19 protein-coding genes are annotated in these 24480 nt (G+C 68.4%); 10 read left to right on the plus strand and 9 right to left on the minus strand.

What is annotated here, in order from left to right; genetic code table 11:
* Positions 1–78 precede the first annotated feature (78 nt).
* Positions 79–471, minus strand: a complete 393-nt coding sequence (locus FSZ13_RS06140) for a carboxymuconolactone decarboxylase family protein (RefSeq protein WP_145478466.1) — start codon at positions 469–471, stop codon at positions 79–81.
* Positions 468–767 carry a glutaredoxin 3 gene (gene grxC / locus FSZ13_RS06145; RefSeq protein ID WP_145478467.1) on the minus strand — a complete coding sequence of 100 codons (300 nt, stop codon included), beginning with the start codon at positions 765–767 and terminating at the stop codon, positions 468–470. Before grxC ends, FSZ13_RS06140 begins: the two co-directional genes overlap by 4 nt.
* A gap of 155 nt (positions 768–922) precedes the next feature.
* Between grxC and FSZ13_RS06150 the strand changes: the two genes are divergently transcribed.
* The 9 genes from FSZ13_RS06150 (at position 923) to lpxH (ending at position 14428) form a co-directional block, all read left to right on the plus strand.
* Complete coding sequence (locus tag FSZ13_RS06150) at positions 923–2563, plus strand: M48 family metalloprotease (RefSeq protein ID WP_145478468.1); 1641 nt, start codon at positions 923–925, stop codon at positions 2561–2563.
* 162 nt (positions 2564–2725) lie between these two features.
* Positions 2726–3415, plus strand: coding sequence for a phosphate regulon transcriptional regulator PhoB (phoB, locus tag FSZ13_RS06155; protein ID WP_145478469.1), 690 nt, complete (start codon positions 2726–2728; stop codon positions 3413–3415).
* 86 nt (positions 3416–3501) lie between these two features.
* Positions 3502–4842, plus strand: a complete 1341-nt coding sequence (phoR, locus tag FSZ13_RS06160; protein ID WP_145478470.1) for a phosphate regulon sensor histidine kinase PhoR — start codon at positions 3502–3504, stop codon at positions 4840–4842.
* The gene (gene ppk1, locus FSZ13_RS06165; RefSeq protein WP_145478471.1) at positions 4839–6920 is read left to right on the plus strand and encodes a polyphosphate kinase 1; all 2082 of its coding nucleotides are present in this window, start codon (positions 4839–4841) and stop codon (positions 6918–6920) included. The genes phoR and ppk1 overlap by 4 nt, the downstream gene beginning before the upstream one ends.
* 126 nt (positions 6921–7046) lie before the next feature.
* The gene (gene ppx / locus FSZ13_RS06170) at positions 7047–8573 is read left to right on the plus strand and encodes an exopolyphosphatase (RefSeq protein ID WP_145478472.1); all 1527 of its coding nucleotides are present in this window, start codon (positions 7047–7049) and stop codon (positions 8571–8573) included.
* Between the two features lie 327 nt (positions 8574–8900).
* On the plus strand, positions 8901–11819 hold the full coding sequence (locus tag FSZ13_RS06175; protein WP_145478473.1) for a TonB-dependent receptor domain-containing protein: 2919 nt from the start codon (positions 8901–8903) through the stop codon (positions 11817–11819).
* A gap of 144 nt (positions 11820–11963) precedes the next feature.
* A complete protein-coding gene (locus FSZ13_RS06180) occupies positions 11964–13100 on the plus strand; it encodes a glycosyltransferase family 4 protein (protein ID WP_145478474.1) in 1137 nt (378 codons plus the stop codon).
* Entirely contained in the window at positions 13081–13620 is a 540-nt protein-coding gene (locus tag FSZ13_RS06185; RefSeq protein ID WP_145478475.1) for a phosphatase PAP2 family protein, read from the plus strand. The genes FSZ13_RS06180 and FSZ13_RS06185 overlap by 20 nt, the downstream gene beginning before the upstream one ends.
* 67 nt (positions 13621–13687) lie before the next feature.
* Entirely contained in the window at positions 13688–14428 is a 741-nt protein-coding gene (gene lpxH, locus FSZ13_RS06190; RefSeq protein ID WP_145478476.1) for a UDP-2,3-diacylglucosamine diphosphatase, read from the plus strand.
* Between the two features lie 70 nt (positions 14429–14498).
* Here the strand turns inward: lpxH and FSZ13_RS06195 are convergent, their stop codons facing one another.
* Positions 14499–15737, minus strand: coding sequence for a M12 family metallo-peptidase (locus FSZ13_RS06195; RefSeq protein WP_428999969.1), 1239 nt, complete (start codon positions 15735–15737; stop codon positions 14499–14501).
* Positions 15738–15967: 230 nt separating this feature from the next.
* On the opposite strand from FSZ13_RS06195, the gene FSZ13_RS06200 reads away from it, so the two are divergent.
* Positions 15968–17455, plus strand: a complete 1488-nt coding sequence (locus FSZ13_RS06200; protein WP_145478478.1) for a phospholipase effector Tle1 domain-containing protein — start codon at positions 15968–15970, stop codon at positions 17453–17455.
* 22 nt (positions 17456–17477) lie between these two features.
* Here FSZ13_RS06200 and FSZ13_RS06205 read toward each other — a convergent pair whose 3' ends face one another.
* The 6 genes from FSZ13_RS06205 to FSZ13_RS06230 all read right to left on the minus strand — a co-directional run bounded on the left by FSZ13_RS06205 (position 17478) and on the right by FSZ13_RS06230 (position 23802).
* Complete coding sequence (locus FSZ13_RS06205; RefSeq protein ID WP_145478573.1) at positions 17478–18251, minus strand: ferritin-like domain-containing protein; 774 nt, start codon at positions 18249–18251, stop codon at positions 17478–17480.
* 72 nt (positions 18252–18323) lie between these two features.
* Positions 18324–19790, minus strand: coding sequence for an amidophosphoribosyltransferase (gene purF, locus FSZ13_RS06210; RefSeq protein ID WP_068849542.1), 1467 nt, complete (start codon positions 19788–19790; stop codon positions 18324–18326).
* A gap of 29 nt (positions 19791–19819) precedes the next feature.
* Positions 19820–20617, minus strand: coding sequence for a CvpA family protein (locus FSZ13_RS06215; RefSeq protein WP_145478479.1), 798 nt, complete (start codon positions 20615–20617; stop codon positions 19820–19822).
* 58 nt (positions 20618–20675) lie between these two features.
* Positions 20676–21722, minus strand: a complete 1047-nt coding sequence (locus FSZ13_RS06220) for an SPOR domain-containing protein (protein ID WP_145478480.1) — start codon at positions 21720–21722, stop codon at positions 20676–20678.
* A 100-nt stretch (positions 21723–21822) separates the two neighbouring features.
* Positions 21823–23097 carry a bifunctional tetrahydrofolate synthase/dihydrofolate synthase gene (folC, locus tag FSZ13_RS06225; RefSeq protein ID WP_145478481.1) on the minus strand — a complete coding sequence of 425 codons (1275 nt, stop codon included), beginning with the start codon at positions 23095–23097 and terminating at the stop codon, positions 21823–21825.
* Positions 23098–23157: 60 nt separating this feature from the next.
* Complete coding sequence (locus FSZ13_RS06230; protein ID WP_145478482.1) at positions 23158–23802, minus strand: histidine phosphatase family protein; 645 nt, start codon at positions 23800–23802, stop codon at positions 23158–23160.
* Positions 23803–24480: the final 678 nt, after the last annotated feature.

Below are 24480 nucleotides of genomic sequence, written 5' to 3' on the forward strand. Positions count from 1 at the left end.
ACCGACCAACGGTCGGTACCTACCGGCGCCGTGGCGCGCCCGGGTAGCGCCCGACCGTTGGTCGGGCGGCGCCATCCGTCAGTGTTCGTGCACTGCCGGGGCTTCAGCGCCGCCTTCCAGCTGGTCCAAGAAGTCCACCGCGCGGCGCAGGTGCGGGATCACGATCGAACCGCCCACCACCAGCCCCACCGAGAAGGTCTCGAAGAACTCCTCGCGGGTCACGCCGGCGTCCTTGCACTGGGCGACGTGGTAGCTGATGCAGTCGTCGCAGCGCAGCACCATCGAGGCGACCAGGCCGAGCAGCTCCTTGGTCTTCACGTCCAGCGCGCCGGCCTGGTAGGTCTGGGTGTCGAGCGCGAAGAAGCGCCGCACGACCTGGTTCGGCTCGCCCAGGATGCGCTGGTTCATGCGCTGGCGGAATTCGGTGAACTCGGCGATCCGGTCCTTGCTGCCCTCGTCGGCCGTGCTCATGCCTGGCCCTGCCCGTTCAGCAGCGGCTCAAGCTTTCCCTCGCGATGCAGCGCCATCATGTCGTCGTACCCGCCCACGTGGACGTCGCCGACGAAGATCTGCGGCACGCTGGTGCGGCGGGTCCGGGCCATCATCTTCTCGCGCTCGGCCGGGTCCAGGTCGATCCGGACCTCGGTCCAGGACTCGCCCTTGCTCTTCAGGAAGTTTTTGGCGGCCACGCAGTACGGGCAGATCGCGGTCGAATAGAGGGTGATGGGCGGCTTCCCACCCGGGTTGGAAGCGACATCTTGGCTCACGGGAAACTCCACAGCGGAACGAGTGTCTGTATATGGTAGCCCTGCACCCGGATTTCCATGTCATCGGCGCAACACTGTGGGTTAACCGCAGATTTGCCCGCGGCCTGTCACTCTGGCGCGCTTCCCCACCCCACAGGCCCACCAGGAGCCCCGCTTTGCGCACCCTGCTGCTCACCGCCGCATTGACCCTGGCCCTGGCCGCCCCGCTGGCGTCGGCCCAGGACAGCAAGCTGCCGGACATCGGTTCGTCGGCCGGCGAGCTGCTGACCCCGGCGCGCCAGGCCGAGTACGGCGGGATGATGCTGCGCGAGCTGCGCAACTACGGCTATCTGCTGGACGATCCGCTGGTGGACGACTGGCTGCAGACCATGGGTGCCCGGCTCGGCTCCAACAGTGCCCAGCCCCGACAGTCCTACACGTTCTTCATGCTGCGCGACCGGCAGATCAACGCCTTCGCCACCCTGGGCGGCTACGTCGGGGTCAACGCCGGCCTGGTGCTGACCGCCGAGCGAGAGGACGAGGTGGCCGCCGTGCTGTCCCACGAAATCGCCCACGTCACCCAGCAGCACGTGCTGCGCGGGGTGGAACGGGCGCAGCGCGACCAGATCCCGATCCTGCTCGGCATGCTGGCCGCGGTGGTGGCCGCGCAGCAGGCGGGCGGCAATTCCTCCGGCGATGCGACCATGGCCGCGATCACCTCGGGCATGGGGCTGATGCAGCAGCGCCAGATCAACTACACGCGCAGCAACGAATCCGAGGCCGACCGCCTGGGCATCCGCACCCTGGCCCGCAGCGGCTACGACGTGGACGCCATGGCCGGCTTCTTCGAGCGCATGTCCGCGTCCATGCGCGGCAATGCCGGCGGCTATTCGGTGCCGGACTTCCTGCAGACCCATCCGGTCAACACCACCCGCATCAGCGAAGCCAAGGCCCGCGCCGAGCAGATGAAGAAGGACACGGTGCTGCTGACCACGGCCGTGCCGGGCGGGATCCGCCAGGAGCGGGTGAACCCGGCCGACCCGTCGTTGTCCGAGCCGGTGGTCCAGCGCAACAACCCGCTGTTGCCGGCCTCGATGCAGATCTCGGTCAACGCGCTCAGCCGCGGGGCCACGGGCCAGTTCGACTGGGCCCGCGAGCGCCTGCGGGTGCTCAGCGCCGACACCCCCGGCGAACTGGCCACCGAGTACCAGAACCTGCAGCGCGCGCAGAAGAACGGCCTGACCGACCCGCAGCGCTATGGCCTGGCATTGGCGCGGCTGCGCAACAGCGGCGCTGCCGAGGCGCGGCGTGACCTGGCCGCGCTGCTGCAGGACCATCCGGACAACCTGTGGGTGGCGCTGGCACTGGGCGAGGCCGAATCGCGCTCCGGCCAGCGGGCCGAGGCCAACGCCCGCTTCGACACCCTGCTGCGCCAGCACCCGGGCAGCCGCCCGGTGGCGCTGACCTACGCGGAAATCCTCAACGAGCAGGGCGGTCGCGAAGCCGGTCAGCGTGCCCAGGCCATGCTGCGGCCGTTGATGGCCCAGAGCGGCAACGACCCGGTGTTCCAGCAGCGCTTTGCCCGTGCCAGCGAGCTGGCCGGGGACACCGTCAGGGCCAGCGAGGCGTATGCCGAAGCGGCGTTCCTGAACGGCCGGCCGGAGCAGGCGCTGATCCAGCTGCAGGCGCTGAAGAAGCAGCCGGCGCTGGACTATGTGGGCCGTGCGCGGGTCGATGCCCGGATCGAGACCATCACCCCGCTGGTGCTGGAGATGCGACGGCAGGGCATTGATGATCCGGAGCTGGAGCGGCGGTAAGGGTGCGGCTGGGCCGGCAGTGCGTTGGCCGGAGCCCCGACTGCGTGAAGATGACATGAGGGCGACACCGCGATGAACCCGCCGGCGGCATAGTCACAAACATGTCATGAAACCGTAGTCTACTGGGATCATTCCCGGTCTGATGAGCCTTACGGTAGCCACGTGCAGAAACGCATCCTGATCGTCGATGACGAACCCGCGATCCGCGAAATGGTCGCCTTCGCCCTGCGCAAGGGCGACTACGACCCCATCCACGCCGGTGACGCCCGCGAGGCGCAGACCGCCATCGCCGACCGCGTCCCGGATCTGATCCTGCTCGACTGGATGCTGCCGGGCACCAGCGGCCTGGACCTGGCCCGGCGCTGGCGCAAGGAGGCGCTTACCCGCGAGGTGCCGATCATCATGCTGACCGCCCGCGGCGAGGAAAACGACCGGGTCGGCGGCCTGGAAGCAGGCGTTGACGATTACGTGGTCAAGCCGTTCTCGGCGCGCGAGCTGCTGGCGCGGATCCGCGCGGTGATGCGCCGGGCGCGCGACGATGACGAAGACGGCAGCGTGGCCGTGGGCAGCATCCGCATCGACGGCGCGGCGCACCGCGTGTTCGCCGGCGACCAGCCGGTGCCGATCGGCCCGACCGAATACCGCCTGCTGCACTTCTTCATGACCCACCCCGAGCGCGTCTACACCCGCGCCCAGCTGCTGGATCACGTGTGGGGCGGCAGCGTGTACGTGGAAGAGCGCACCATCGACGTGCACATCCGCCGCCTGCGCAAGACGCTGGAACCGTTCGGCGCGCAGGACATGGTGCAGACCGTGCGCGGCGCGGGGTATCGTTTCTCGACGTCCATGTAAGTCAGCGGGGCAGAGCCCCGGACAGCGGGGCAGAGCCCTGGACAGCGGGGCAGAGCCCCGCTCTACGCCAATCCATTGAGAGTGCAATGCCGCGCCACATCCGTTCTGCCTGGTTGAAAACGCTCGCCGCCCTGGCCGTGCTGCTGCTCGCCGCCGTGGGGGTGGGACTCGCCAGCGGCCATGTGTGGATGTGCATCGCGCTGGCGTCGATTGCCGCGCTGGCCTGGCACTACTGGCGCCTGCGCAAGGTGCTGCGCCGGCTGACCGCCCGCCAGCGCTGGGACATGCGCGCCGGCGATGGGGTCTGGAACGAGCTGGACCGCCTGCTGTACCGCAACCAGCTGGAAATGCGCACGCGCAAACGGCGCCTGCTGGACATGCTGCGCAGCTACCGCGCCGCTGCCGCGGCGCTGCCCGATGCGGTGGTGGTGGTGGACCGCAACAGCCAGCGCGTGCAGTGGTTCAATGAATCGGCCACCACGCTGCTCGGCCTGCACCATCCCGGTGACCTGGGCGAGGCGCTGGTCGAGCGCCTGCAACCGATGCCGCTGGCGCACTGGCTGGCCGGCGGCCGCAATGCCGAACCGATCCTCGACGTGCCCTCGCCGGTCGACCCGGCGATCCGCCTGAACCTGCGCCTGATCCCCTACTCGCCCGACTACTGGCTGCTGATCGCCCGCGACGTCAGCAAGCTGCTGCGGCTGGAACAGGTACGCCGCGACTTCGTGGCCAATGTCTCGCACGAGCTGCGCACGCCGCTGACCGTGGTGCACGGCTACCTAGACATGATGGAACCGGAGGACTTCCCCGGCACCGGCCCGATGCTGGAGGAAATGCGCAGGCAGTCGCAGCGCATGGCGCAGCTGGTCGAAGACCTGCTGACCCTGTCGCGACTGGAATCGCAGGAACACACCGAAGAAGAAACCGTGGCGATGGCGCCGATGCTGGCCACGCTGCGCCGCGAAGCCGAAGCGCACAGCCAGGGCCGCCACCAGATCAGCGTGGTCGACAACGCCGGGGTCGACCTGCTGGGGTCCAACAAGGAACTGCACAGCGCCTTCTCCAACCTGGTCACCAACGCGGTGCGCTACACCCCCGCCGGTGGCCAGGTCGAGGTGGAGCTGGCGCGCGAAGGCCAGGGCGTGGTGCTGGCGGTGCGCGACACCGGCTACGGCATTCCCGCCACCCACCTGCCGCGCCTGACCGAACGTTTCTACCGCGTCTCCAGCAGCCGTTCGCGCGAAAGCGGCGGCACCGGGCTGGGGCTGTCGATCGTCAAGCACATCCTGGGCCTGCACCACGCGCGCCTGGAGATCCAGAGCGAGGTCGGCAAGGGCAGCGTGTTCTCGTGCCATTTCGACGCCGACCACGTGCGCATGCGCACCGACACGGCCCTCCTTCCTTCAGCAGAAGATTCTTCCGCATGAGCACCCTTGTTCCCATCGCCGTGCCGGCGGACACCGACCCGCTGCGCGACCCTGCGCTGTACATCAACCGCGAGCTGTCGCAGCTGGATTTCAACTTCCGGGTGCTGGCCCAGGCCATGGATCCGCAGGTGCCGGTGCTGGAACGGCTGCGCTTCATGTGCATTTCCTGCACCAACCTGGACGAGTTCTTCGAGATCCGCGCGGCCGCGGTGCGCCACGCCCAGGAGTTCGGCCTGCCGCCGGCGCCGGACGGCATGGCGCCGCAGGCCATCCTCAACGCCATCCATGACCGTGCCGCCGAACTGGTGGACCAGCAGTACCGCTGCTGGAACGAAACCCTGCGTCCGGCGCTGCACGAGGCCGGGATCGACGTGCTCGGCCGGCACTCGTGGAACCACCGCCAGAAGCGCTGGCTGCGCGCGTACTTCCGCAACGAGATCATGCCGGTGCTGTCGCCGCTGGGCCTGGATCCGTCGCACCCGTTCCCCAAGATCCTCAACAAGTCGCTGAACATCGTGGTGGTGCTCAAGGGCACCGATGCGTTCGGCCGTGCCGGCCATCTTGCGATCGTGCGCGCGCCGCGCTCGCTGCCCCGCATCATCCAGCTGCCCGAGTCGCTCGGCGGCGTGCAGACCTTCGTGTTCCTGTCCTCGGTGCTGTCCACCTTCGTCGGCGAGATGTTCCCGGGCATGGAAGTCCAAGGTGCCTACCAGTTCCGCGTCACCCGCAATTCCGAACTGGTGGTGGACGAGGAGGAAGTGGAGAACCTGGCCCTGGCCCTGCGCGATGAACTGGTCGACCGCGGCTACCGGCCCGCGGTACGCCTGGAGATAGCGCACGACTGCCCGGCCGACATCACCCGCACCCTGCTGCAGAATTTCGGGCTGACCGAGAACGCGGTGTACCGCATCGACGGGCCGGTCAACCTCAACCGCGTGATCCAGCTGTACGACCTGCTGTCGCGACCGGAGCTGAAGTATCCGCCGATGAGCCCGCGCACGCTGCGCGACAGCGACGGCATCTTCGAGGTGGTCCGGCGCAAGGATGTCCTGCTGCACCATCCCTTCGATGCCTTTACCGCAGTGCTCGACCTGATCAAGCAGGCCGCGGTGGATCCCAACGTGCTGGCGATCAAGCAGACCCTGTACCGCACCGGCAAGGATTCGCAGATTGTCGACGCGCTGATCCTGGCCGCGCGCAACGGCAAGGACGTCACCGTGGTGGTGGAGCTGCGCGCGCGCTTCGACGAAGAAGCGAACCTTGGCCTGGCCGACCGCCTGCAGGAGGCCGGCGTGCAGGTGGTGTATGGCGTGGTGGGCTACAAGACCCACGCCAAGATGCTGCTGATCGTGCGCCGCGAAGGCCGCAAGCTGCGGCGTTACGTGCACCTTGGCACCGGCAACTACCACAGCGGCACCGCCCGCGCGTACACCGACCTGAGCCTGATCACCGCCGATGCGGATATCGGCAACGACGTGCACCTGCTGTTCCAGCAGCTGTCCGGCCTTGCCCCGCGAACCCGCCTCAAGCGCCTGCTGCAATCGCCGTTCACCCTGCACGACGGGCTGCTGCAGCGGATCGAACGCGAGATGCACCTGGCCGACAGCGGCCGCCCGGGGCGCATCATCGCCAAGATGAACGCCCTCAACGAGCCGCAGGTGGTGCGTGCGTTGTATGCGGCCTCCCAGGCGGGCGTGCAGATCGACCTGATCGTGCGTGGCGCCTGCACGCTGCGCCCGGGCGTGCCCGGGATCTCGGAGAACATCCGGGTGCGCTCGATCGTCGGCCGCTTCCTGGAACACAGCCGGGTGTACTGGTTCGGCAACGACGGCGCATCCGAGCTCTACTGCGCCAGCGCCGACTGGCTGGAGCGCAACCTGCTGCGCCGGGTGGAGACCTGCTTCCCGATCCTGGACCCGGAACTGGCCCGCAAGGTCTACCGGGACGTGCTGCAGAACTACCTGGACGACAACCTCAACGCCTGGGAACTGCACGCCGATGGCGAGTACCGCAAATGCACGCCCGGCCACGACCAGCCCCCGCATTCGGCACAGATGGCGTTGATGCAGGGCCTGTAAGGCCCTGCATCAACGCCATCGGTAGATCCCGACCGTTGGTCGGGATTCCTTCTGTGCGGCCTCCGGTCGCATCATGTGAAGGCGGCGCGGTGACGCCGCGACCCGGCCATCGGCTACCATTCGCCCATGCCGCATACCTCCACCACTCCGCCCGCCCTGCAGGATGGCGACCTGCTCGCCGCCATCGACCTGGGCTCCAATAGTTTCCACATGGTGATCGCGCGCTACACGCTCGGCCAGCTGCGCGTGGTCGACCGCCTGCGCGAGACCGTGCGCATGGCCGACGGCCTGGATGGCAAGGGCGGCCTGTCGGCCGAGGCGCGCCAGCGCGCGCTCGAATGCCTGGCCCGTTTCGGCCAGCGCATCCGCGGCATTCCGTCCGTGCGCGTGCGCGCGCTGGCCACCAACACCGTGCGCCAGCTGCGTTCGCCGCAGAGCTTCCTGATGCCGGCCGAAACCGCGCTGGGGCACGCAATCGAAGTGGTCAGCGGGCGCGAAGAGGCCCGCCTGATCTACCTGGGCGTGGCCCACTCGCAGCCGCCCAAGCCGGACCAGCGCCGGCTGGTGATCGACATCGGCGGCGGCTCCACCGAATTCATCATCGGCCAGGGCATGCAGACCCTGGAGCGCGAAAGCCTGCAGGCCGGCTGCATCGCCAGCACGCGCCGCTTCTTCCCCGGCGGCAAGCTGAGCCGGAAGCGCTGGAAGGACGCGCTGACCGAGATCGGCGCCGAATTCCAGCAGTTCGCGACCAAGTACCGCGCGCTGGGCTGGGACGAAGCGCTGGGATCGTCCGGCACGCACAAAGCGATCAGCGAGATCTGCGCCAGCATGAAACTGAGCAAGGGCGCGATCACCGCCGAGGCCCTGCCGCAGCTGCGCGACGAGCTGCTCAAGGCCAAGCGGATCGAAGACATCGACCTGCCCGGGCTCTCGCCCGACCGCCGCCCGATCATCGCCGGCGGCATCCTGGTGCTGGAAGCCGCCTTCCAGGCGCTGGGACTGCAGAAGCTGCTGGTCAGCAAGGCGGCGATGCGCGAAGGCATCCTCTACGACATCCTGGGCCGCGCCAGCGAAAACGACCTGCGCGACGAGTCGGTCGATGCACTGACCCTGCGCTACGGCATCGACACGGTCCAGGCCGGGCGGGTGCAGCGCACCGCGCTGGACCTGTTCGCCCAGGTCGAGAATAGCTGGTCACTGGATGCGGACGACGCGCGCATGCTCGGCTGGGCCGCGCGCCTGCACGAGCTGGGCCTGATGATCGCGCACAGCGGCTACCACGTGCACGGCAGCTACGTGCTGGAAAATTCCGACATCGCCGGCTTCTCGCGGCAGGAGCAGCAACTGCTGGCGGCGCTGGTACGCAGCCACCGCCGCAACGTCTCCAAGTCGGCGTTCGAGGCACTGCCCGAACGCCTGCTGCAGCCGGCACGGCGCCTGACCGCCCTGCTCCGCCTCGCGGTGCTGCTCAACCGCGCCCATGAAGAGAGCCCGGTTCCCGCGCTGGAACTGAATGCGGATGACAGCAGGCTGTCACTGATCCTGCCGCAGGCCTATATCGACGCCCGTCCCCTGCTGCGCGCCGACCTGATCGGCGAGACCGACGGCCTGGCCGGATTGGGCATCCAGTTCCGCCCCTTCGTGGCCTGAGCCGCACCGCCGGCCAGGGCCGCGCGGTGTCGTCTGCGGGGACACTGCGCAGAACATCATGCTGCATTGCAGCATCCCGATACATTTCGACACGTCAGGACACAGAGCCTGACGTGTGAATTCCGTCACAATTCCTTGATTCTTAATGAAAAGCGCCCTGATGGTTACGGGCGCGTGAATTTTTTTTGGCAAAAGACTTTACATAGGCTTAACGACTGGGACTAAGATCGGGTCACCGCCCCATTTGGAGCGGTTTTCGGGGGACGCGGGGACTTGGGACCCCGCCGACCTCTTTTGATTCAGTTCTGAACCACAGAGAGAGAGCCAATGACTTCACGCATCAACGTACTGGGGCAGGCGATCCGCTTTGCCCTGGTCGCCGGTACCGCTGGCCTGGTGGCCGCACCGGCCATGGCACAGGACGCGCCGAACCCCACCAACCTTGATCGCATCGAGATCACCGGTTCGCGCATCCGTACGGTGGACGTGGAAACCGCGCAGCCGGTGTTTGCGATCAGCCGCACCGATATCGAGCGCCAGGGCTTCAGCTCGGTGGCCGACATCCTGCAGAACGTGACCGCCATGGGCAGCCCGACGATCAGCCGCGCCAATGCGCTGACCGCCGGTGAGAATGCCGGCGGCACCTACATCGACATGCGCAACCTGGGCACCCAGCGCACGCTGGTGCTGGTCAATGGCAAGCGCCTGGGCATCAGCACCTCCGGCTACCAGGACGTGTCCACCCTGCCGGTGTCGGCGGTCGAGCGCATCGAAGTGCTGAAGGACGGCGCCTCGGCGATCTACGGTTCGGACGCGATGGCCGGCGTGGTCAACATCATCACCCGCGGCAACGTCACCGGTACCACCGTGAACGTCTACCACGGCCAGTACAGCGAGGGCGACGGCGCCCGCGACCGCTTCGACGTGGTGACCGGCTGGAGCAACGACCGCATCTCGCTGACACTGTCGGCCGAGCATGCCGAAGAGAAGGGCGTGTGGGCCCGCGACCGCGGCTTCAGCCAGTACGGCATGACCGACCGCCATCCGCTCGATTCCAGCAACTGGACCACCCTCAGCCAGTACGGCCAGATCACCGGCCTGCGCGGCCCGGGCTGCACGGCCACCGCCGGCTGCGGCTACTCGCTCAACCGTGGTTCGGACCCGACCCTGCCGGGCAACTACCACCGCACCGACACCACGCCGTTCACCGGTGATGTGAGCAACGCCAACGACCAGATGCACGTGATGTATCCGCTCAAGCGCGACTCGGTGTACTTCGATGGCCGCTTCGCGATCACCGACAGCATCAACTTCCGCACTGAGCTGGGCTACAACGAGCGCGAGTCGACCCGCCAGATCGCCGGCTACCCGCTGCAGTCCAGCACTGCCGGCGTCGGTTCGATGTCGATCGACAGCTACTTCAACCCGTTCGGCCGCCAGCACGGCTATGCCACCCCGACCGCCGTCGCCTGGAACCGTCGTACCTGGGAAATTCCGCGCGTCACGACCAGCAACCTGAAGACCTACCGCGCGGTGGCCTCGTTCGACGGTTCGTTCGACATCGGCGAGCGCTACTTCGACTGGGAAGCCGGTTACCAGTACAACCGCAACGAGCTGGAGTCGGTGGCCACCGGCAACCTGCACAAGGCGCGCGTCGCCGGCGGCGTGGGCCCGTCGTTCCTCAACGCGTCGGGCCAGGTGCAGTGCGGTACCGCTGCCGCGCCGATCTCGCTGGACGTGTGCAAGCCGTGGAACCCGCTGGTCGCCTACGGCGTGACCGCGCCGAACGGCCTGTATGGCAATGACGCGCTGCAGGCGTGGCTGTTCCCGGAAGAAGTCACCAAGGGCCGCACCACGTCGAAGAACTTCTTCGCCAACATCGCCGGCTCGATCGTGACCCTGCCGGCCGGCGACCTGGGCTTCGCCTTCGGCGTTGAAAGCCGCAAGGAAGAAGGCAAGTACACCCCCGATGCGCTGGCGCAGACCGGTGCCACCACCAACCTGGCCGCTGGCCCGACCGGTGGCGACTACACCGTCAACGAGGCGTACCTGGAGCTGAACGTGCCGGTGCTGGCCGACCTGCCGGGCGCCCGGGAACTGACCTTCAACGGTGCTACCCGCTTCTCGGATTACGACACCTTCGGCAACACGCTCAACAGCAAGTTCGGCTTCAAGTGGAAGCCGATCGATTCGCTGATGGTCCGTGGCACCTGGGCCGAGGGCTTCCGTTCGCCGACCATCAACGACCTGTTCGGTGGCGGTTCGGAAACCTTCGCGCAGTTCAGCGATCCGTGCGACACCGTGTTCGGTTCCTCGCGCAGCAGCGCCGAAGTGCGTGCACGCTGCTCGCGTGACATCGCCAACGCCGCAACCTTCCGCCAGCTGCGCCAGGGCGGTACGCCGGTGACCGTGGCCACCGACGCCACCCCGGTGCCGTTCACCTCCGGCTCCAATCCGCTGCTGACCCCGGAAACCTCGAAGAGCAAGACGCTGGGCCTGGTCTGGAGCCCCGGCTTCATCCAGAACTTCAACGCGTCGCTGGACTGGTGGAAGATCCGCATCGACAACACCATCATTGCCGATTCCCCGAGCCAGATCCTGATCGACTGCTACGAGCAGGGCATCGATGCACGCTGCAGCCGCTTCGATCGCGACCCGGTCACCGGCATCGTGACCAACCTGAAGTTCGGCAACCGCAACGCCGGTTTCCTGGAAACCGAAGGTTACGACCTGGACCTTAGCTATCGCCTGGATACCGACTTCGGCAAGTTCGTGCTGAACTCGGCCACCACCTACGTGTCGAGCAACATCTACCGGTCGACCAACGACGCCAGCGTCGTGCCGACCACCACCAATGGCATCGGCAGCGGCTTCCGCGTCCGTTCCAACCTGGTGCTGGGCTGGGACCTGGAGAACTTCGGCATGAGCTGGACCGCTCGCTACTACTCGGGCGTGAAGGAACAGTGCGCCAACATCGCGCTGTACCCGGAAGAGTGCTCGGATCCGAACCAGTACGCTCCCTGGTACAAGGGTTCGCGCAACTACAACGAGCGTGGTTCGGTCACCTTCCACGACCTGCAGTTCCGCTACAACCTGCCGTGGGACGGCACCGTGTCGGTCGGCGCCAACAACGTCTTCGACCGCCTCGGCCCGATCATGTACAGCAAGCCGAACTCCGCCTTCTCGTACTACGGCGGCTACGACATCGGCCGCTTCATCTACATGAAGTACCAGCAGCGTTTCTGATCGACCTGCACGGTTGATGCCTGACGACCACGGCCCTTCGGGGCCGTGGTTTTTTTGTGCCCGGGCGCCGTCATGCGGTGGTCATGCGCGCGTCATGGCGTCTACATCGCGACCCCCGAGCATGGCCGAAACCGGAGGCCCGCCATGCGCTATGCCATCGTCACTGAAACGTATCCCCCCGAAGTCAACGGCGTTGCCCTGACCGTGCAGGGGCTGGAGCAGGGACTGCGCGCCGCCGGGCATGCGGTGGACCTGGTGCGTCCGCGCCAGGCAGAGGAAGCCGAAGCGGCCGGTGCGCTGCTGGTGCAGGGCGCCGGGCTGCCCCGCTACCCGGGCCTGCGCTTCGGCCTGCCCGCGCCCAAGCGGCTGGCCCGGCAATGGCAGCAGCAGCGCCCGGATGCCGTCTACATCGCCACCGAAGGTCCGCTGGGGTGGTCCGCGCTGCGTACTGCACGGCGCCTCGGCATCCCGGTGGCGACCGGCTTCCATACCCGCTTCGACGAATACCTGCCCGACTACGGCGTGGCCTGGCTGCAGGCCGCCGCGCTGCGCTGGATGCGGCGCTTCCACAACCAGGCCGACGCCACCCTGGTGCCGACGCAGGAGCTGCAGCAGTTCCTTACCGCGCAGGGCTTCGACCGGGTGCGCCTGCTGGCGCGCGCGGTGGACAGCAGCCAGTTCGAGCCGGAGCGGCGCGATCCTGCGCTGCGCGAGGAATGGGGTATCGACGGGACCGGGTTTGCCGCGATTTACGTGGGCCGCATCGCCGCGGAAAAGAACCTGGCGCTGGCGGTGAAGGCCTTCCGCCGCCTGCAGCAGGTGCGCCCGAAGGCACGCTTCGTGTGGGTGGGCGATGGCCCGGCACGCGAGAAGCTGGCGCATGAAAACCCGGACTTCATTTTCTGTGGCGTGCAGCGTGGCGACGCGCTGGCCCGGCACTTCGCCAGCGGCGACCTGTTCCTGTTCCCCAGCCGCAGCGAGACCTTCGGCAATGTCACCCTTGAAGCGATGGCAAGCGGCGTGACCACGGTGGCCTTCGACTACGGCGCGGCGCGCGAACACCTGCGCAGCGGTGAAAACGGGGAGGCCGTGGACGATGACGGCAGCTTCATCGAGGCGGCGGTGCGGCTCGCGGGCAATGATGCCGAACGCGAACGGCTGGGCCTCAACGCGGCCACGGCGATGAAGCGGCTGCACCCGCAGCAGGTGGTGGCGGAATTCGACACCCTGCTCGCCGAACTGGCCAAGGCCCGGAGGCCGCATGCGCACAACGCCGCTTGAGGCCCTGCGCGGGCGTGAAACCCGCTGGTGCCGTCGCGCCAACCACTGCTGCCGGCACCGCCGCATCCGCCGCGGGTTTGCCGTGGTCAGCCGGCTCGGCGATGGCGTGTTCTGGTATGCGCTGATGGGCGCACTGGTGCTGCTGGATGGGTTCGATGGGCTGCGCGCGTCACTGCACATGGCCGCCACCGGGCTGATGGCGCTGCTGCTGTACAAGGGCCTGAAGCGCTGGACGCGACGCCCGCGCCCGTACGCGGCCGACCTGCGCATCCGCGCGTGGGTGGCGCCGCTGGATGAATTCAGTTTCCCGTCCGGGCACACGCTGCACGCGGTGTCGTTCACGATCGTGGCGCTGGCCTATTACCCCTGGCTGGCCCCTGTACTGGTGCCGTTCACGGCCGCGGTGGGGGTGTCGCGGGTGGTGCTGGGGCTGCATTACCCCAGCGACGTGCTGGCGGCGACGGCGATTGCCACGGCGTTGGCCGGTGCGAGCCTGCAATGGTTGCCCCTGCCGGTGTGAGGGATGGCAGATTCCGCGCAGCCACGCAGGGCGTGGCTCTACGGGTCTGACGATCTACAATACGGGCATGACTACGCTGTTCATCTCCGATCTGCACCTGGACCCGACCCGTCCGGCCATCACCGCGCTGTTTCTGGAGTTCCTGCGCCGCGAGGCGATGCAGGCCGATGCCCTGTACATCCTGGGCGACCTGTTCGAGGCCTGGATCGGCGATGACACCCCCTCCCCGGCCGCCGATGCGGTGGCCGATGCGCTCAAGGCCGTGGCCGCCGCCGGGGTTCCGGTGTATTTCATCCGCGGCAATCGCGACTTCCTGGTCGGCGAGGACTACGCGCGCCGCGCCGGCTTCCGGATCCTGCCCGACCCCAGCGTGATCGACCTGTACGGCCAGCCGGTCCTGCTGCAGCACGGTGACCTGTTGTGCACCGATGACGTGGCCTACCAGCAGTTCCGCGCGCAGACCCGCGACCCGGCGTTCCAGGCCCAGTTCCTGGCGCAACCGCTGGCCGCGCGCATCGCCTTCGCGCAGAAGGCGCGCGATGCCAGCCAGGCGCGCCAGTCGGACATGAAGCAGGGCGACCGCGCCACCTTCGAGACCGTGACCGACGTGGCCCCGGATGAAGTCAGCGCCACCTTCGTGCGCTACGGCGTGGACACCCTGATCCACGGCCACACCCACCGGCCGGCGATCCACAGCGTGCAGGCCGGTGGTCGCACCTGCACGCGCATCGTGCTGGGCGACTGGTACGAACAGGGCTCGGTGCTGCGGGTCACCGCGCAGGGCTGGACGCTGGATTCGCTGGCGTAGGAGCGTATCGACCAACGGTCGATACCTACCCGGTAGCACACGACCCGTTGGTCGTGTGCTCCGGAAACCATCAGCGGAACGCGGCGATGGTGGCCTTGGTGTTGACCAGCACGCGCTGGTTGTCGGCGCTGGACGCGATGCCCATCGGGACCCCGTTGTAGCTGATGTTGGGGTTGGACCAGAAGTTCAGGCGCGGGCAGCCCTGCGTGCAGTCGTAGGCCATGATCGTGCGCCAGCGCGCGCCGGTGGTCGGCTGGTAGCGATACCCATGGCCGTACGCATACGGCGACGTGCTCGGGTCGGTGGCGATGTCATGGCGTGCGCTCTGCAGGTGGCCGATCTCATGCGCGAACGAGTAGTAGCCGGTGGCGCAGTCCCAGTACACCGCTGCGAACGCGGTGGACGCCGATGAACCGATTCCCGAGGCCAGCCCGCAATAGCTGCTGTTGTTGATCAGCAGTACCGCGACATCGGCGGCCGTGCTGTTGCGGGTGGTATGGATCGCATCCATGTAACCGTCACTGGTGGAGCGGAAACGCGCCAGGTCGGTGCTGAAATTGCCCGACTCGGTATACGACACCGCCTGGTAGCCGGCCAGCTGCAGGGTGAGGCCCACGTTGCTGTTGACGTAACCCTGGTTGGACTCGGCCACCGCCAGCTGCACCAGCGATTGCATGTTGCCGCCATAGGCGTTCACCGCCGCGTTGGTGGCGGCCACCAGCACCCGGATCGTGGCCGGCGAACCCGACGAGGCCTGCGCGATGCCGACCCGCTCGCTGACCGGAATGTCGATCCGCGGCAGCGTGTTGTAGTCGGCCGGGTGGTCGGCCGGCATGCGCGACTCGTCCACCTGCACCAGTACATGGCGACCGTCGCTGAGCGGGCGCAACCGGTACAGCGTGCCATTGCGCCGGATCGAACCGGTCACGGTGCCGCCGGACTGGACCAGGATCACCGAATTGCCCGGATCGTTGCCCGTTGCGCGGGTCAACCGCGAGCCAGCCTCCTGCACGCTCCCATACCAGATGCTGCCGCCATCGGGCAGGCTTTCCACACGCTGCTGCAGCGCCTTCACCGGCGCACCCAGCAGTTCGAACTCAAGCTGGCGCTGGCCGGCCACCACGGCGCCGGCATCGACCCGGACCTCCTGCACGGCAGCGCTCGACGGTGCAGCCAGCACCGCCTGCGCGGCCGGCTCGCTGGCCGCGCTCGCACGGCTGAGGACCGTTACCGGTTCGAACAGGGGCGCGGCCGTCGCCGTGCCGATCGCCATCAGGGACAACGTGATCGCAACTGCGGTCTTGCTCATCGGACTGGACATCATGTCGCCTCGCTATGAGTGAGATTCAGAGTGAACGTGTTCGCGCTGCCGCCCCTGTCAGCAGGCTGGACCATCTGGCGCCAACTGCCCGCGTGAATTCAATAGAGGCTCTGGATGAGATATCGGAACTGTGACCGTCAACCGAAGCGGTTCAGTTACGTCGCACCCGTGTCGTTTTCGCGCTACCTTGACCCGCATCGACAGGGGAAAGCGAGGCCATGGCTGGGCAGCCCGATCCGATCACGCTCTTGCCGGTCGCGCTGCAGATCGGCCTGTTCTTCGATGGCACCCGCAACAATGCCGACAACCTGCGGCGCGCCTCGCACCCGGCCGGCAGCACCACCCCGGAAGCGCGGCCGCCCGCGTCCGCCGTCCTGGCCGACGATGCCTCGCCGTACCAGAGTCGGCTGACCAGCAGTTTCAGCAACGGGCTGACCAACATCGCCCGGCTGCACGCGCTGTACCCCGACCACCGCCGCACCACGCCAACCCGGCCGGGCCCGCTGTCGCTGGCGATCTACATCGAGGGCGCCGGCACGCGTACCGGCAAGGAAGACGACCTGATGGGGCTGGCGTTCGGGATCGGGCCCAGTGGGGTCACGGCCAAGGTCCGGCAGGCCTTGGACATACGCCTGCCCGAGGCCCTGCGGGCACTGGCACGAACCGTGCCGGCGCACGCGCTGGGCAGCGTGCGGCTGGACCTGTTCGGTTTCTCGCGCGGTGCCGCGTCGGCGCGCGATGCGGTCAACCGCCTCAACGCCACCGACGGCCCTGCGTGGCTGCTTGAGCAGCTGCGCCGCACCGGCTGGCAGCCCGCCGCCGGCGCGGTGGATCGCCCGGTACGTTTCGTCGGTCTGTTCGATACGGTGGTCGCGATCGATGCGCGGCAACGCGAGGCGCTGCCGCGTGTGGGCCTGGCGCCCGACTGCGCGGACAAGGTCGTGCAGCTGGTGGCCCGCGACGAGCACCGGCACCACTTCGCACTCACCAGCGTGGCACCCGAGCATGAAGAGATCGCCCTGCCCGGCGTGCACGCCAACATCGGCGGCGGCTACGACCAGCGCATCGAAGGTCCGAAGCTGCTGACCCGTCCGCACGGGCAGCGGCTGCGCAACCATGGCGTGGCCGACACCGCGCCCCCGCCGCTGGCCGTGTTGCGTGCCAGCCAGGCGTACGCACGGGCGCAGGCCGACTGCGTGCGCTGGCAGGCCGCACTCGGGCTGGACGAGGACAGCGTCTGGGTCGACGTCTGGCATCGCTGGCAGCAGATGCGCGTAGCCGGCAGCGACAGTGTGTTGCCGCAGTGGGTGCTGTTTGCGCACGCGGCCGTGGTGCTGCGCCGCGAGATCGACTGGCGCTACCAGCTGGTCGCGCTGCGGCTGATGCAGCAACGCGCCACGGCGGCGGGGGTGTCGTGGACACGTGCGGCGGACAGCGATCCGGCGTTGGCGTTGCCGAGCGAGCTGCAGCTGATCGCCGCGCGACTGCTGCGCGGGCAGGCACTGGAGGCGGCGCAGGAAAACCTGCTGAGGCAGCGTTACCTGATGCAGTCGGCGCATTGGAACTTCGATGCACTTGGGGATACCGCGCTGCTGTATGCCGCCGACGATGCGACGCGCGAGCTGCCGTACCGGCCCGGGCCGGGGTTGTTCTACATCAACCGGCCGACGGACGACGGGAAACGCGTTGTGCTGCGCAACGTGTAGCGCGGCCACGCCGGGCGTGGCGCTACCGGCCTGCCTGTTCGAGCAGGTCGGCCAGTTCGTCCTTGTCGAACCCGGCCAGCAGCCGCGCTTCCAGGTTGAATGGACCGTTGAGGTAACCGCTGGCGTATTCGCGCAGCAGCGCGATGAAACGCGTGCGCGGCTCGACACCTTCGCGTGCGCAGTACCAGCGGTACCAGCGCGTGCCGGCGGCAACGTGCGCCACCTCTTCGCGCAGGATGATCTCCAGCACGTCGGCGGTGGCGTGGTCGTTGGAGGAGCGCAGCTTGGTGATCATGCCCGGGGTGACGTCCAGTCCGCGCGCTTCCAGCACGCGCGGCACCAGCGCCATCCGCGACAGGCCGTCGTGCGCGGTTTTCTCGCACATCTCCCACAGCCCGTTGTGCGCGCCGAAGTCGGCATAGTCGAAACCGTAGGCCTGCAGCCGCTCACGCAGCAGCAGGAAGTGGCGCGACTCGTCATCGGCCACGCCCACCCAGTCGGCATGGAACGACGCCGGCAGCCCGCGGAAGCGGTACACCGCATCCCAGGCCAGGTCGATCGCGTTGAGTTCGATGTGCGCGATGGCATGGATGAACGCCGCGCGGCCTTCGGCGTTGCCCAGCCCGCGCCGGGGAACATCGCGCGGGTGCACCAGCTGCAACCGGGGTGGCCGACCCGGCATGCGGATCGGCTCGGGCGGCGGCGCGTCGGCGTCCGCCTTCAACTGCCCCGCCCGGTACTGCGCTGCGTAATGCCGGGTCAGCGCGACCTTGCGCAGCGGATCCGCCTCGGCCATGCACTGCTGCGCGGCGCGCAGCAGGTCACCAGCCGCTTCGTCCTGCGGCAAGCACGTGCTCACCGACAGGCCTCAGGCGCGGCGCTTGTGCTTGGCATCGTCCGAACGCAGCTGCTGGATGCGTTCGAAATAGCCCGGCTCGATTCCGGTCGGGTAGACCCCGTTGAAGCACGAGGAATCGAACGACTTCAGCTCCGGGTTGCCTTCGCGCACCGCCGCTTCCATGTCCTCGATGTCCTGGTAGATCAGCCAGTCGCAGCCCAGGTGCGCTTCGATTTCTTCCACGCTGCGGTTGTGCGCTACCAGTTCCTCCGCCGCCGGCATGTCGATGCCGTAGATGTTGGGGTAGCGCACCGGCGGCGCGGCGCTGGCCAGGTACACCTTGCGCGCGCCGGCGTCGCGCGCCATCTGCACGATCTGCTGGCTGGTGGTGCCGCGCACGATGGAATCGTCGACCAGCAGCACCACCCGGTTGCGGAACTCCAGGTGGATCGGGTTGAGCTTGCGGCGCACCGACTTCACCCGCTCACCCTGCCCCGGCATGATGAAGGTGCGGCCGATGTAGCGGTTCTTGATGAACCCTTCGCGGTATTTCACCCCGAGCACGTTGGAGATTTCCAGCGCGGCGTCGCGCGAGGTATCCGGGATCGGGATGATGGTGTCGATGTCGTGGTCCGGGCGCAGGCGCAGGATCTTCTCGCCCAGCTTGATGCCCATGCGCATGCGCGCCTTGTGCACCGAGACGTTGTCGATCATCGAGTCGGGACGCGCGAAGTACACGTATTCGAAGATGCACGGGCTGTGCTCGGCCGGCTCGGCGCAGACTTCGGAGAACAGCTCGCCGCGCGCTGTGATCACCAGCGCTTCGCCGGGGCGCACGTCACGCACGCGCTGGAAGCCCAGCACGTCCAGCGCCGAGGATTCGGAGGCGACGATGTATTCATCGCCTTCGGCGTGGGCGCGCTTGCCCAGTACCAGCGGGCGGATCCCGTGCGGGTCGCGGAAGGCGACCAGGCCCAGGCCCAGCACCACGCTGATCACCGCATAGCCGCCCTTGCAGCGACGGTGCACGCCGGCCACGGCGCGGATCGCCGCTTCCGGGGTCAGCTGGCGCTGCGCGTCCAGTTCGAAGGCGAACACGTTCAGCAGCACTTCGCTGTCCGAATCGGTGTTGACGTTGCGGCGGTCCTGTTCGAACACCTGCTGGCGCAGGGCTTCGGTATTGATCAGGTTGCCGTTGTGGGCCAGCGCGATGCCGTAGGGCGAGTTGACGTAGAACGGCTGCGCTTCGTCCATGCCTTCCGAACCGGCGGTCGGGTAACGCACGTGCGCGATGCCGACCCGGCCTTCGAGGGTGGACATGGTCTTGGCGTCGAACACGTCGCGGACCAGGCCATTGGCCTTCTGCACGCGCAGACGGGTGCCATCGGCGGTGGCGATGCCCGCCGCGTCCTGGCCGCGATGCTGGAGGACGGTCAGGCCGTCATACAACTGCCCGGCGACGTTCTGGTTGCCGACAATACCGACGATGCCACACATGGTGCGAATCTCCGCTGGGCTGGGCCCATCTACTGTGAAGGTGGCCGTACCTGGCCGGGGGAACCGTTCCGTGCCGGAACGGTGTCGTCCGCACGCACGCGCGCCGGATCGGTGTTCTGGGGGGAGCCTGGTCGTGCCTGGTTGGCCCACACGTCGGCGGGGTCCACCGCCTGCGGCGGGGTTTCATCCAGTGGTCGCGGCCATCCGCGCCCACCCAGCAACTGGCCAAGGACGCCATTATCGCTTGTCGCGCCCGGCTTGCCCAACTCCCCGACCGGCAGTTGCGCCGTGTTCACCTCGGGCAACGCTGCAGGCAGGGCCTGAAGGCCCTGCATGTCCTTCAGGTCGGGCAGCTGTGGCAGTTCCGGCATGCGCGGCATCCTCGCCTGCATCCAGCCCACCCCGGGGTCGAGCGCGGCACGCAGGTGCGAGGTGTGCCAGGCCGGTTCACGGGTCAGCGGTGTATAGGAGGCCAGCAGCAGCAGCACGCACGCGATCAGGCCGCCGCGGGCGACGCCGAGACCGCCGCCGAGCAGGCGGTCCGCGCCGCTCAGGCTGGTCGAACGCACCGCCTGGCGCACGACCAGGCCGATCGCCCAGACCGAGACCATGACCAGCAGGAACACCGTGAGGTAGCCGGCGACATAGTGACCACTGCCGGGTGCGGCCGGGGCCGACCACCAGGCCGCCGCGCTGGCCCCGAACAGCAGGGCGGCCCAACCGCCCAGCAGCCAGGACAGCGTGCTGATCACGATGCTGACAAAGCCCCGCATCACCCCGAGCAGGGTCGACAGCGCGATCACCGCGAGCAGCACGATATCGATCATGCTGCGCGGCTCCGGTCACGGGCCCCGCCGGCCCACCGGCACGGGCGCGGCGCCCGCATCAGGGATGCGGCCGGACCATGCCGGCCACGCCGACCTTGGACGCAACCTGGGCCTTGAGGTTCTCCGCCTCGGCACGGTTGGCGACCGGGCCGACGCGCACGCGGTTGAGCGTGCCCTTGTCGGTGCGTACCTGCTCGACGAAGGCGCTGAACCCGGCGGCGCGGACCTTGTCGCGCAGGGCGTTGGCTTCGGCGGCCTGGCCGAAGGCGCCCAGCTGCACGGCGAAGCCAACGCTGCTGGCGGCCGGCGCCGCGGGCGCCACCGCAGGCTTGGCCGCAGCGGTCGCCTCCGGCTTGGCCGGGGCCGGCTTGGGCTCGGGCTTGGGTTCGGGTTTGGGCGCTTCCGGCTTCGGTGCCGGCTTGGCCGCCGCGACCGGCTCGGGCGGCAGCGTTTCGGTGCGGACCGTGGCCGCGGCAGGCGCCGCGCTGGCGCTGGAGGCGGCGGACGCCGCCGGCGCGGGCGTCGGCGCGGGCGTGGCGGCGCTGGCCACCGCGCTGTCGGCGCGGGCGTCCAGGGTCACCACTTCGGCCTTGACGTCATTGCGTACCTTGACCGCTTCCAAGCGCGCCGCTTCGGCCTGGGCGCGATCGGCGTACGGCCCGACGCGCACGCGCCAGGCCTGGCGGCCGTTGATCGTGGCCGGTTCGCTGAAGCCCGGCAGCTGCGCCTTCTTCAGGAAGGCGATGACCGCATTGGCGTCGGCCTGGCTGCCGTAGGCGCCGAAGCTCACCGCATAGTTGCCGGCGGCAACGGCCGGCGATGGATCGGCAGCGGGCGCGGTCGCGTCGGCGGGCGCCGCAGCGTCCTGCAGCGGCTGCGTGGTGCTGGCCGCGCCCTGCAGCCCGGTGGCACCGCCCGTGGGCGCCACCAGCGGCAGTTCGCGGGTCTGGAACTGGCCGTCGGCCGGCGCGTCCGGGGCGCTGATCGGCACATTGGCCACACCGCTGTCGGGGGCAGGCCCCTTGACCAGCATGGGCAGGAAAATCACGGCCAACGCCACCAGGACGATGGCACCAATCAGACGCTGTTTCAGAGGAGTATCCACGGAAGGCAGGCAGGCGGCGCGGCGGAATGCCACGGCGATTATACGGGCGCGCGCGGGTGCGGCGTCGAAGACGGCTGAACGTTGTCGCGTTCTGCCCGCCTCAGCGGGCGTTTTCCAGCCACAGCAAGGCCTGCGCGGCGGTATGGAAGGAACCGAAGACCAGTACGCGGTCGCCGGCGTTCGCGGCAGCCAACGCCTGCTGCAGCGCGGTGTCGACATCTGCATGGGTGGATGCAGCGGCCGCAGCGGTGCCGGACAGGCGCGACAGCAGCGCCGCTGCGGTCTGCGCGCGGGCGCCGTCCAGCCCGGCCAGGTGCCAGTCATCGACCCGCTCGGCCAGCGCCTCGACCACCCCGGCGGCGTCCTTGTCCTGCAGCGCGGCGAACACGGCGACGGTGCGCCCGGCGGCGGGCGTCGCCTTCAATGCAGTAGCCAGCTCGCGCGCGGCCTGCGGGTTGTGGCCGACATCGACCAGCACCTCCACGCCGCCGCGCTCGAACGCCTGCAGGCGGCCACGGATGCGCGCCTGGGCAACGCCTTCCACGATCGCCGCGCGCGGCAGCGGCTTGTCCAGCGCGCGCAGCGCGGCAATCGCCGACGCCGCGTTGCGCAGCTGGATCGGGCCGCGCAGCGCCGGCATCGGCAGGTCGATGCGGAAGCCAACGTCGCGCCAGCGCCAGTGCTGGGCATCGATGACGTCGGCAAAGAAATCGCTGCCGCCGCGGATCGCGTTGGCGCCGACCAGGTAAGCCCGCGCCAGCACGCTCGACGGCGGATCGGTCTCGCCCAGGATCACCGGCTTCCAGCCGCGGATGATGCCGGCCTTTTCGACGCCGATGGCTTCACGGTCGTTGCCGAGCCAGTCGGCATGATCGATGTCGACGGTGGTGATGACGGCCACGTCGGCATCGACGATGTTGACCGCGTCCAGGCGTCCGCCCAGCCCGACTTCCAGCACGGCCAGGTCGAGCCCGGCCTGCGCGAACAGCTGCAGCGCGGCCAGCGTGCCGTACTCGAAGTACGTCAGGGTGGTGCTACCGCGGGCATCTTCGATCGCGTTGAAGGCGGCCACCAGCGCCGCATCCGATGCGTCTTCGCCGTCGATGCGCACGCGCTCGTTGTAGCGCAGCAGGTGCGGCGAGGTATACGCGCCCACCTTCCAGCCGGCCGCGCGCGCGATCGCCTCGATGAACGCCACGGTGGAGCCCTTGCCGTTGGTGCCACCGACGACGATGGTGCGCGGTGCGGGCTGGCCCAGCCCCATCGCGGTGGCGACGGTGCGGACGCGTTCCAGCCCCATGTCGATGGTGGCCGGATGCTGTTGCTCGATGTAGCTGAGCCATTCGGCGAGGGAATGCGGGCGGGTACTGGTCATGGCAATAAATCGTGGTATCGGCAAATGTAGTGCCGACTGTTAGTCGGCAACCAGAAAAACTCACAACGCCCGATGCTTCGCTTCACCGAAAAACGGCGTGTGATGCGCGCAATCGTTCAACCTCACCACTTCCAGGCTGTCCAGGTCGGCGCCTTCGAGCAGGTTCAGCGTGGTCGGGGCCTGGCGGAAGGTCCACAGCCGCGACAGCGGCAGCCCCAGCACCCGGCACAGGATCACCCGGTTGACCGCGTCATGGGCGACAACCAGCAGGGTGTCGTGCTCACCCAGGCCTTCGGCGGCGCGGGCCAGGCCGCGCCAGCTGCGGTCCAGCACCAGGCGCAGCGATTCGCCGCCCGGCATGAGCACGGTGTCCGGTTCCTCGCGCCAGGCCTGCAGGCGCGACGGATCCTTTTCGTTGATTTCGCTGGCCAGCAGGCCTTCCCACTCGCCGTGGGCAATTTCCTGCAGGTCCGGTTCGGTCAGCAGCATGTCGGCGCGGTCGGCACCAAGGGCCAGCTGCGCGGTGCGCTGCGCGCGCGACAGCGGCGAGGCGACAGCCCGGGTGATGTCGACCGACTTCAGGCGTTCGCCCAAGGCCTGAGCCTGGGCTTCGCCGATCGGCGACAACGGGATATCGATCTGGCCCTGGTAACGGCCTTCGGCGTTCCAGGGGGTTTCGCCGTGACGGGCAAGCAGGATGCGCATGCGAACTAGAGGTCCTTGGGGGAGAGGAGAACAGTCGCAATCGTTCAGGTGATGTGAACGATCGTGGGGGAATGGCCATCATACCTTGCCGAACAAACGGTTCTTCTCCTGTCGGGTGAAGCTTCTCATTTCGAGTGGGTTGGAGCTTGGTGCACGGTCTTCGAACAGGTCATCGCGAGCGTGGGGGGCCCCGCCGCGGCCGGCAGGCCCCTGTGCAAATGTCCCCCGGCGGCGGCCTGCGGCCGCCCCCTCCTCCTTTACTTTGCCAGGGACCTACCGGCCACGACGGGGCTCGGCTTGCGGTTGGCAGGGAAAAGCGGGCGTCACGGGGCAACGCCGGTGGATCGAGTGCCGGGGCGCCATGCCCTTGGAGGCGAAGTAAAGGAGGAGGTGTCGGCCGCAGGCCGACGCCGGGGGACATTCGCCGGAAAGGGTATGGCGCCCCGGCGCTCGATCCACCGGCAGCCGCGTCTGCTGCAGCGCGCGCTTCCCTTGTTCGAGTGGCTTGGAAGCTTGGTGCAGGGTCTTCGAACAGGTCATCGCGAGCGTGGGGGGCCCCGCCGCGGCCGGCAGGCCCCTATGCAAATGTCCCCCGGCGTCGGCCTGCGGCCGCCCCCTCCTCCTTTACTTTGCCAGGGACCTACCGGCCGCGACGGGGCTCGGCTTGCGGTTGGCAGG

It is taken from the genome of Stenotrophomonas rhizophila, from assembly GCF_007667275.1.
Lineage (GTDB): Bacteria > Pseudomonadota > Gammaproteobacteria > Xanthomonadales > Xanthomonadaceae > Stenotrophomonas > Stenotrophomonas maltophilia_AE.

Coding starts and splice junctions, on each gene's coding strand:
- FSZ13_RS06200 (WP_145478478.1), top strand. CDS start 15,968: ATGGCTGGGCAGCCCGATCCGATCACGCTCTTGCCGGTCGCGCTGCAG.
- FSZ13_RS06215 (WP_145478479.1), bottom strand. CDS start 20,617: ATGATCGATATCGTGCTGCTCGCGGTGATCGCGCTGTCGACCCTGCTC.
- ppx (WP_145478472.1), top strand. CDS start 7,047: ATGCCGCATACCTCCACCACTCCGCCCGCCCTGCAGGATGGCGACCTG.
- FSZ13_RS06140 (WP_145478466.1), bottom strand. CDS start 471: ATGAGCACGGCCGACGAGGGCAGCAAGGACCGGATCGCCGAGTTCACC.
- lpxH (WP_145478476.1), top strand. CDS start 13,688: ATGACTACGCTGTTCATCTCCGATCTGCACCTGGACCCGACCCGTCCG.
- purF (WP_068849542.1), bottom strand. CDS start 19,790: ATGTGTGGCATCGTCGGTATTGTCGGCAACCAGAACGTCGCCGGGCAG.
- FSZ13_RS06180 (WP_145478474.1), top strand. CDS start 11,964: ATGCGCTATGCCATCGTCACTGAAACGTATCCCCCCGAAGTCAACGGC.
- folC (WP_145478481.1), bottom strand. CDS start 23,097: ATGACCAGTACCCGCCCGCATTCCCTCGCCGAATGGCTCAGCTACATC.
- FSZ13_RS06205 (WP_145478573.1), bottom strand. CDS start 18,251: ATGGCCGAGGCGGATCCGCTGCGCAAGGTCGCGCTGACCCGGCATTAC.
- FSZ13_RS06175 (WP_145478473.1), top strand. CDS start 8,901: ATGACTTCACGCATCAACGTACTGGGGCAGGCGATCCGCTTTGCCCTG.
- FSZ13_RS06185 (WP_145478475.1), top strand. CDS start 13,081: ATGCGCACAACGCCGCTTGAGGCCCTGCGCGGGCGTGAAACCCGCTGG.
- ppk1 (WP_145478471.1), top strand. CDS start 4,839: ATGAGCACCCTTGTTCCCATCGCCGTGCCGGCGGACACCGACCCGCTG.
- FSZ13_RS06230 (WP_145478482.1), bottom strand. CDS start 23,802: ATGCGCATCCTGCTTGCCCGTCACGGCGAAACCCCCTGGAACGCCGAA.
- phoR (WP_145478470.1), top strand. CDS start 3,502: ATGCCGCGCCACATCCGTTCTGCCTGGTTGAAAACGCTCGCCGCCCTG.
- FSZ13_RS06195 (WP_428999969.1), bottom strand. CDS start 15,737: ATGAGCAAGACCGCAGTTGCGATCACGTTGTCCCTGATGGCGATCGGC.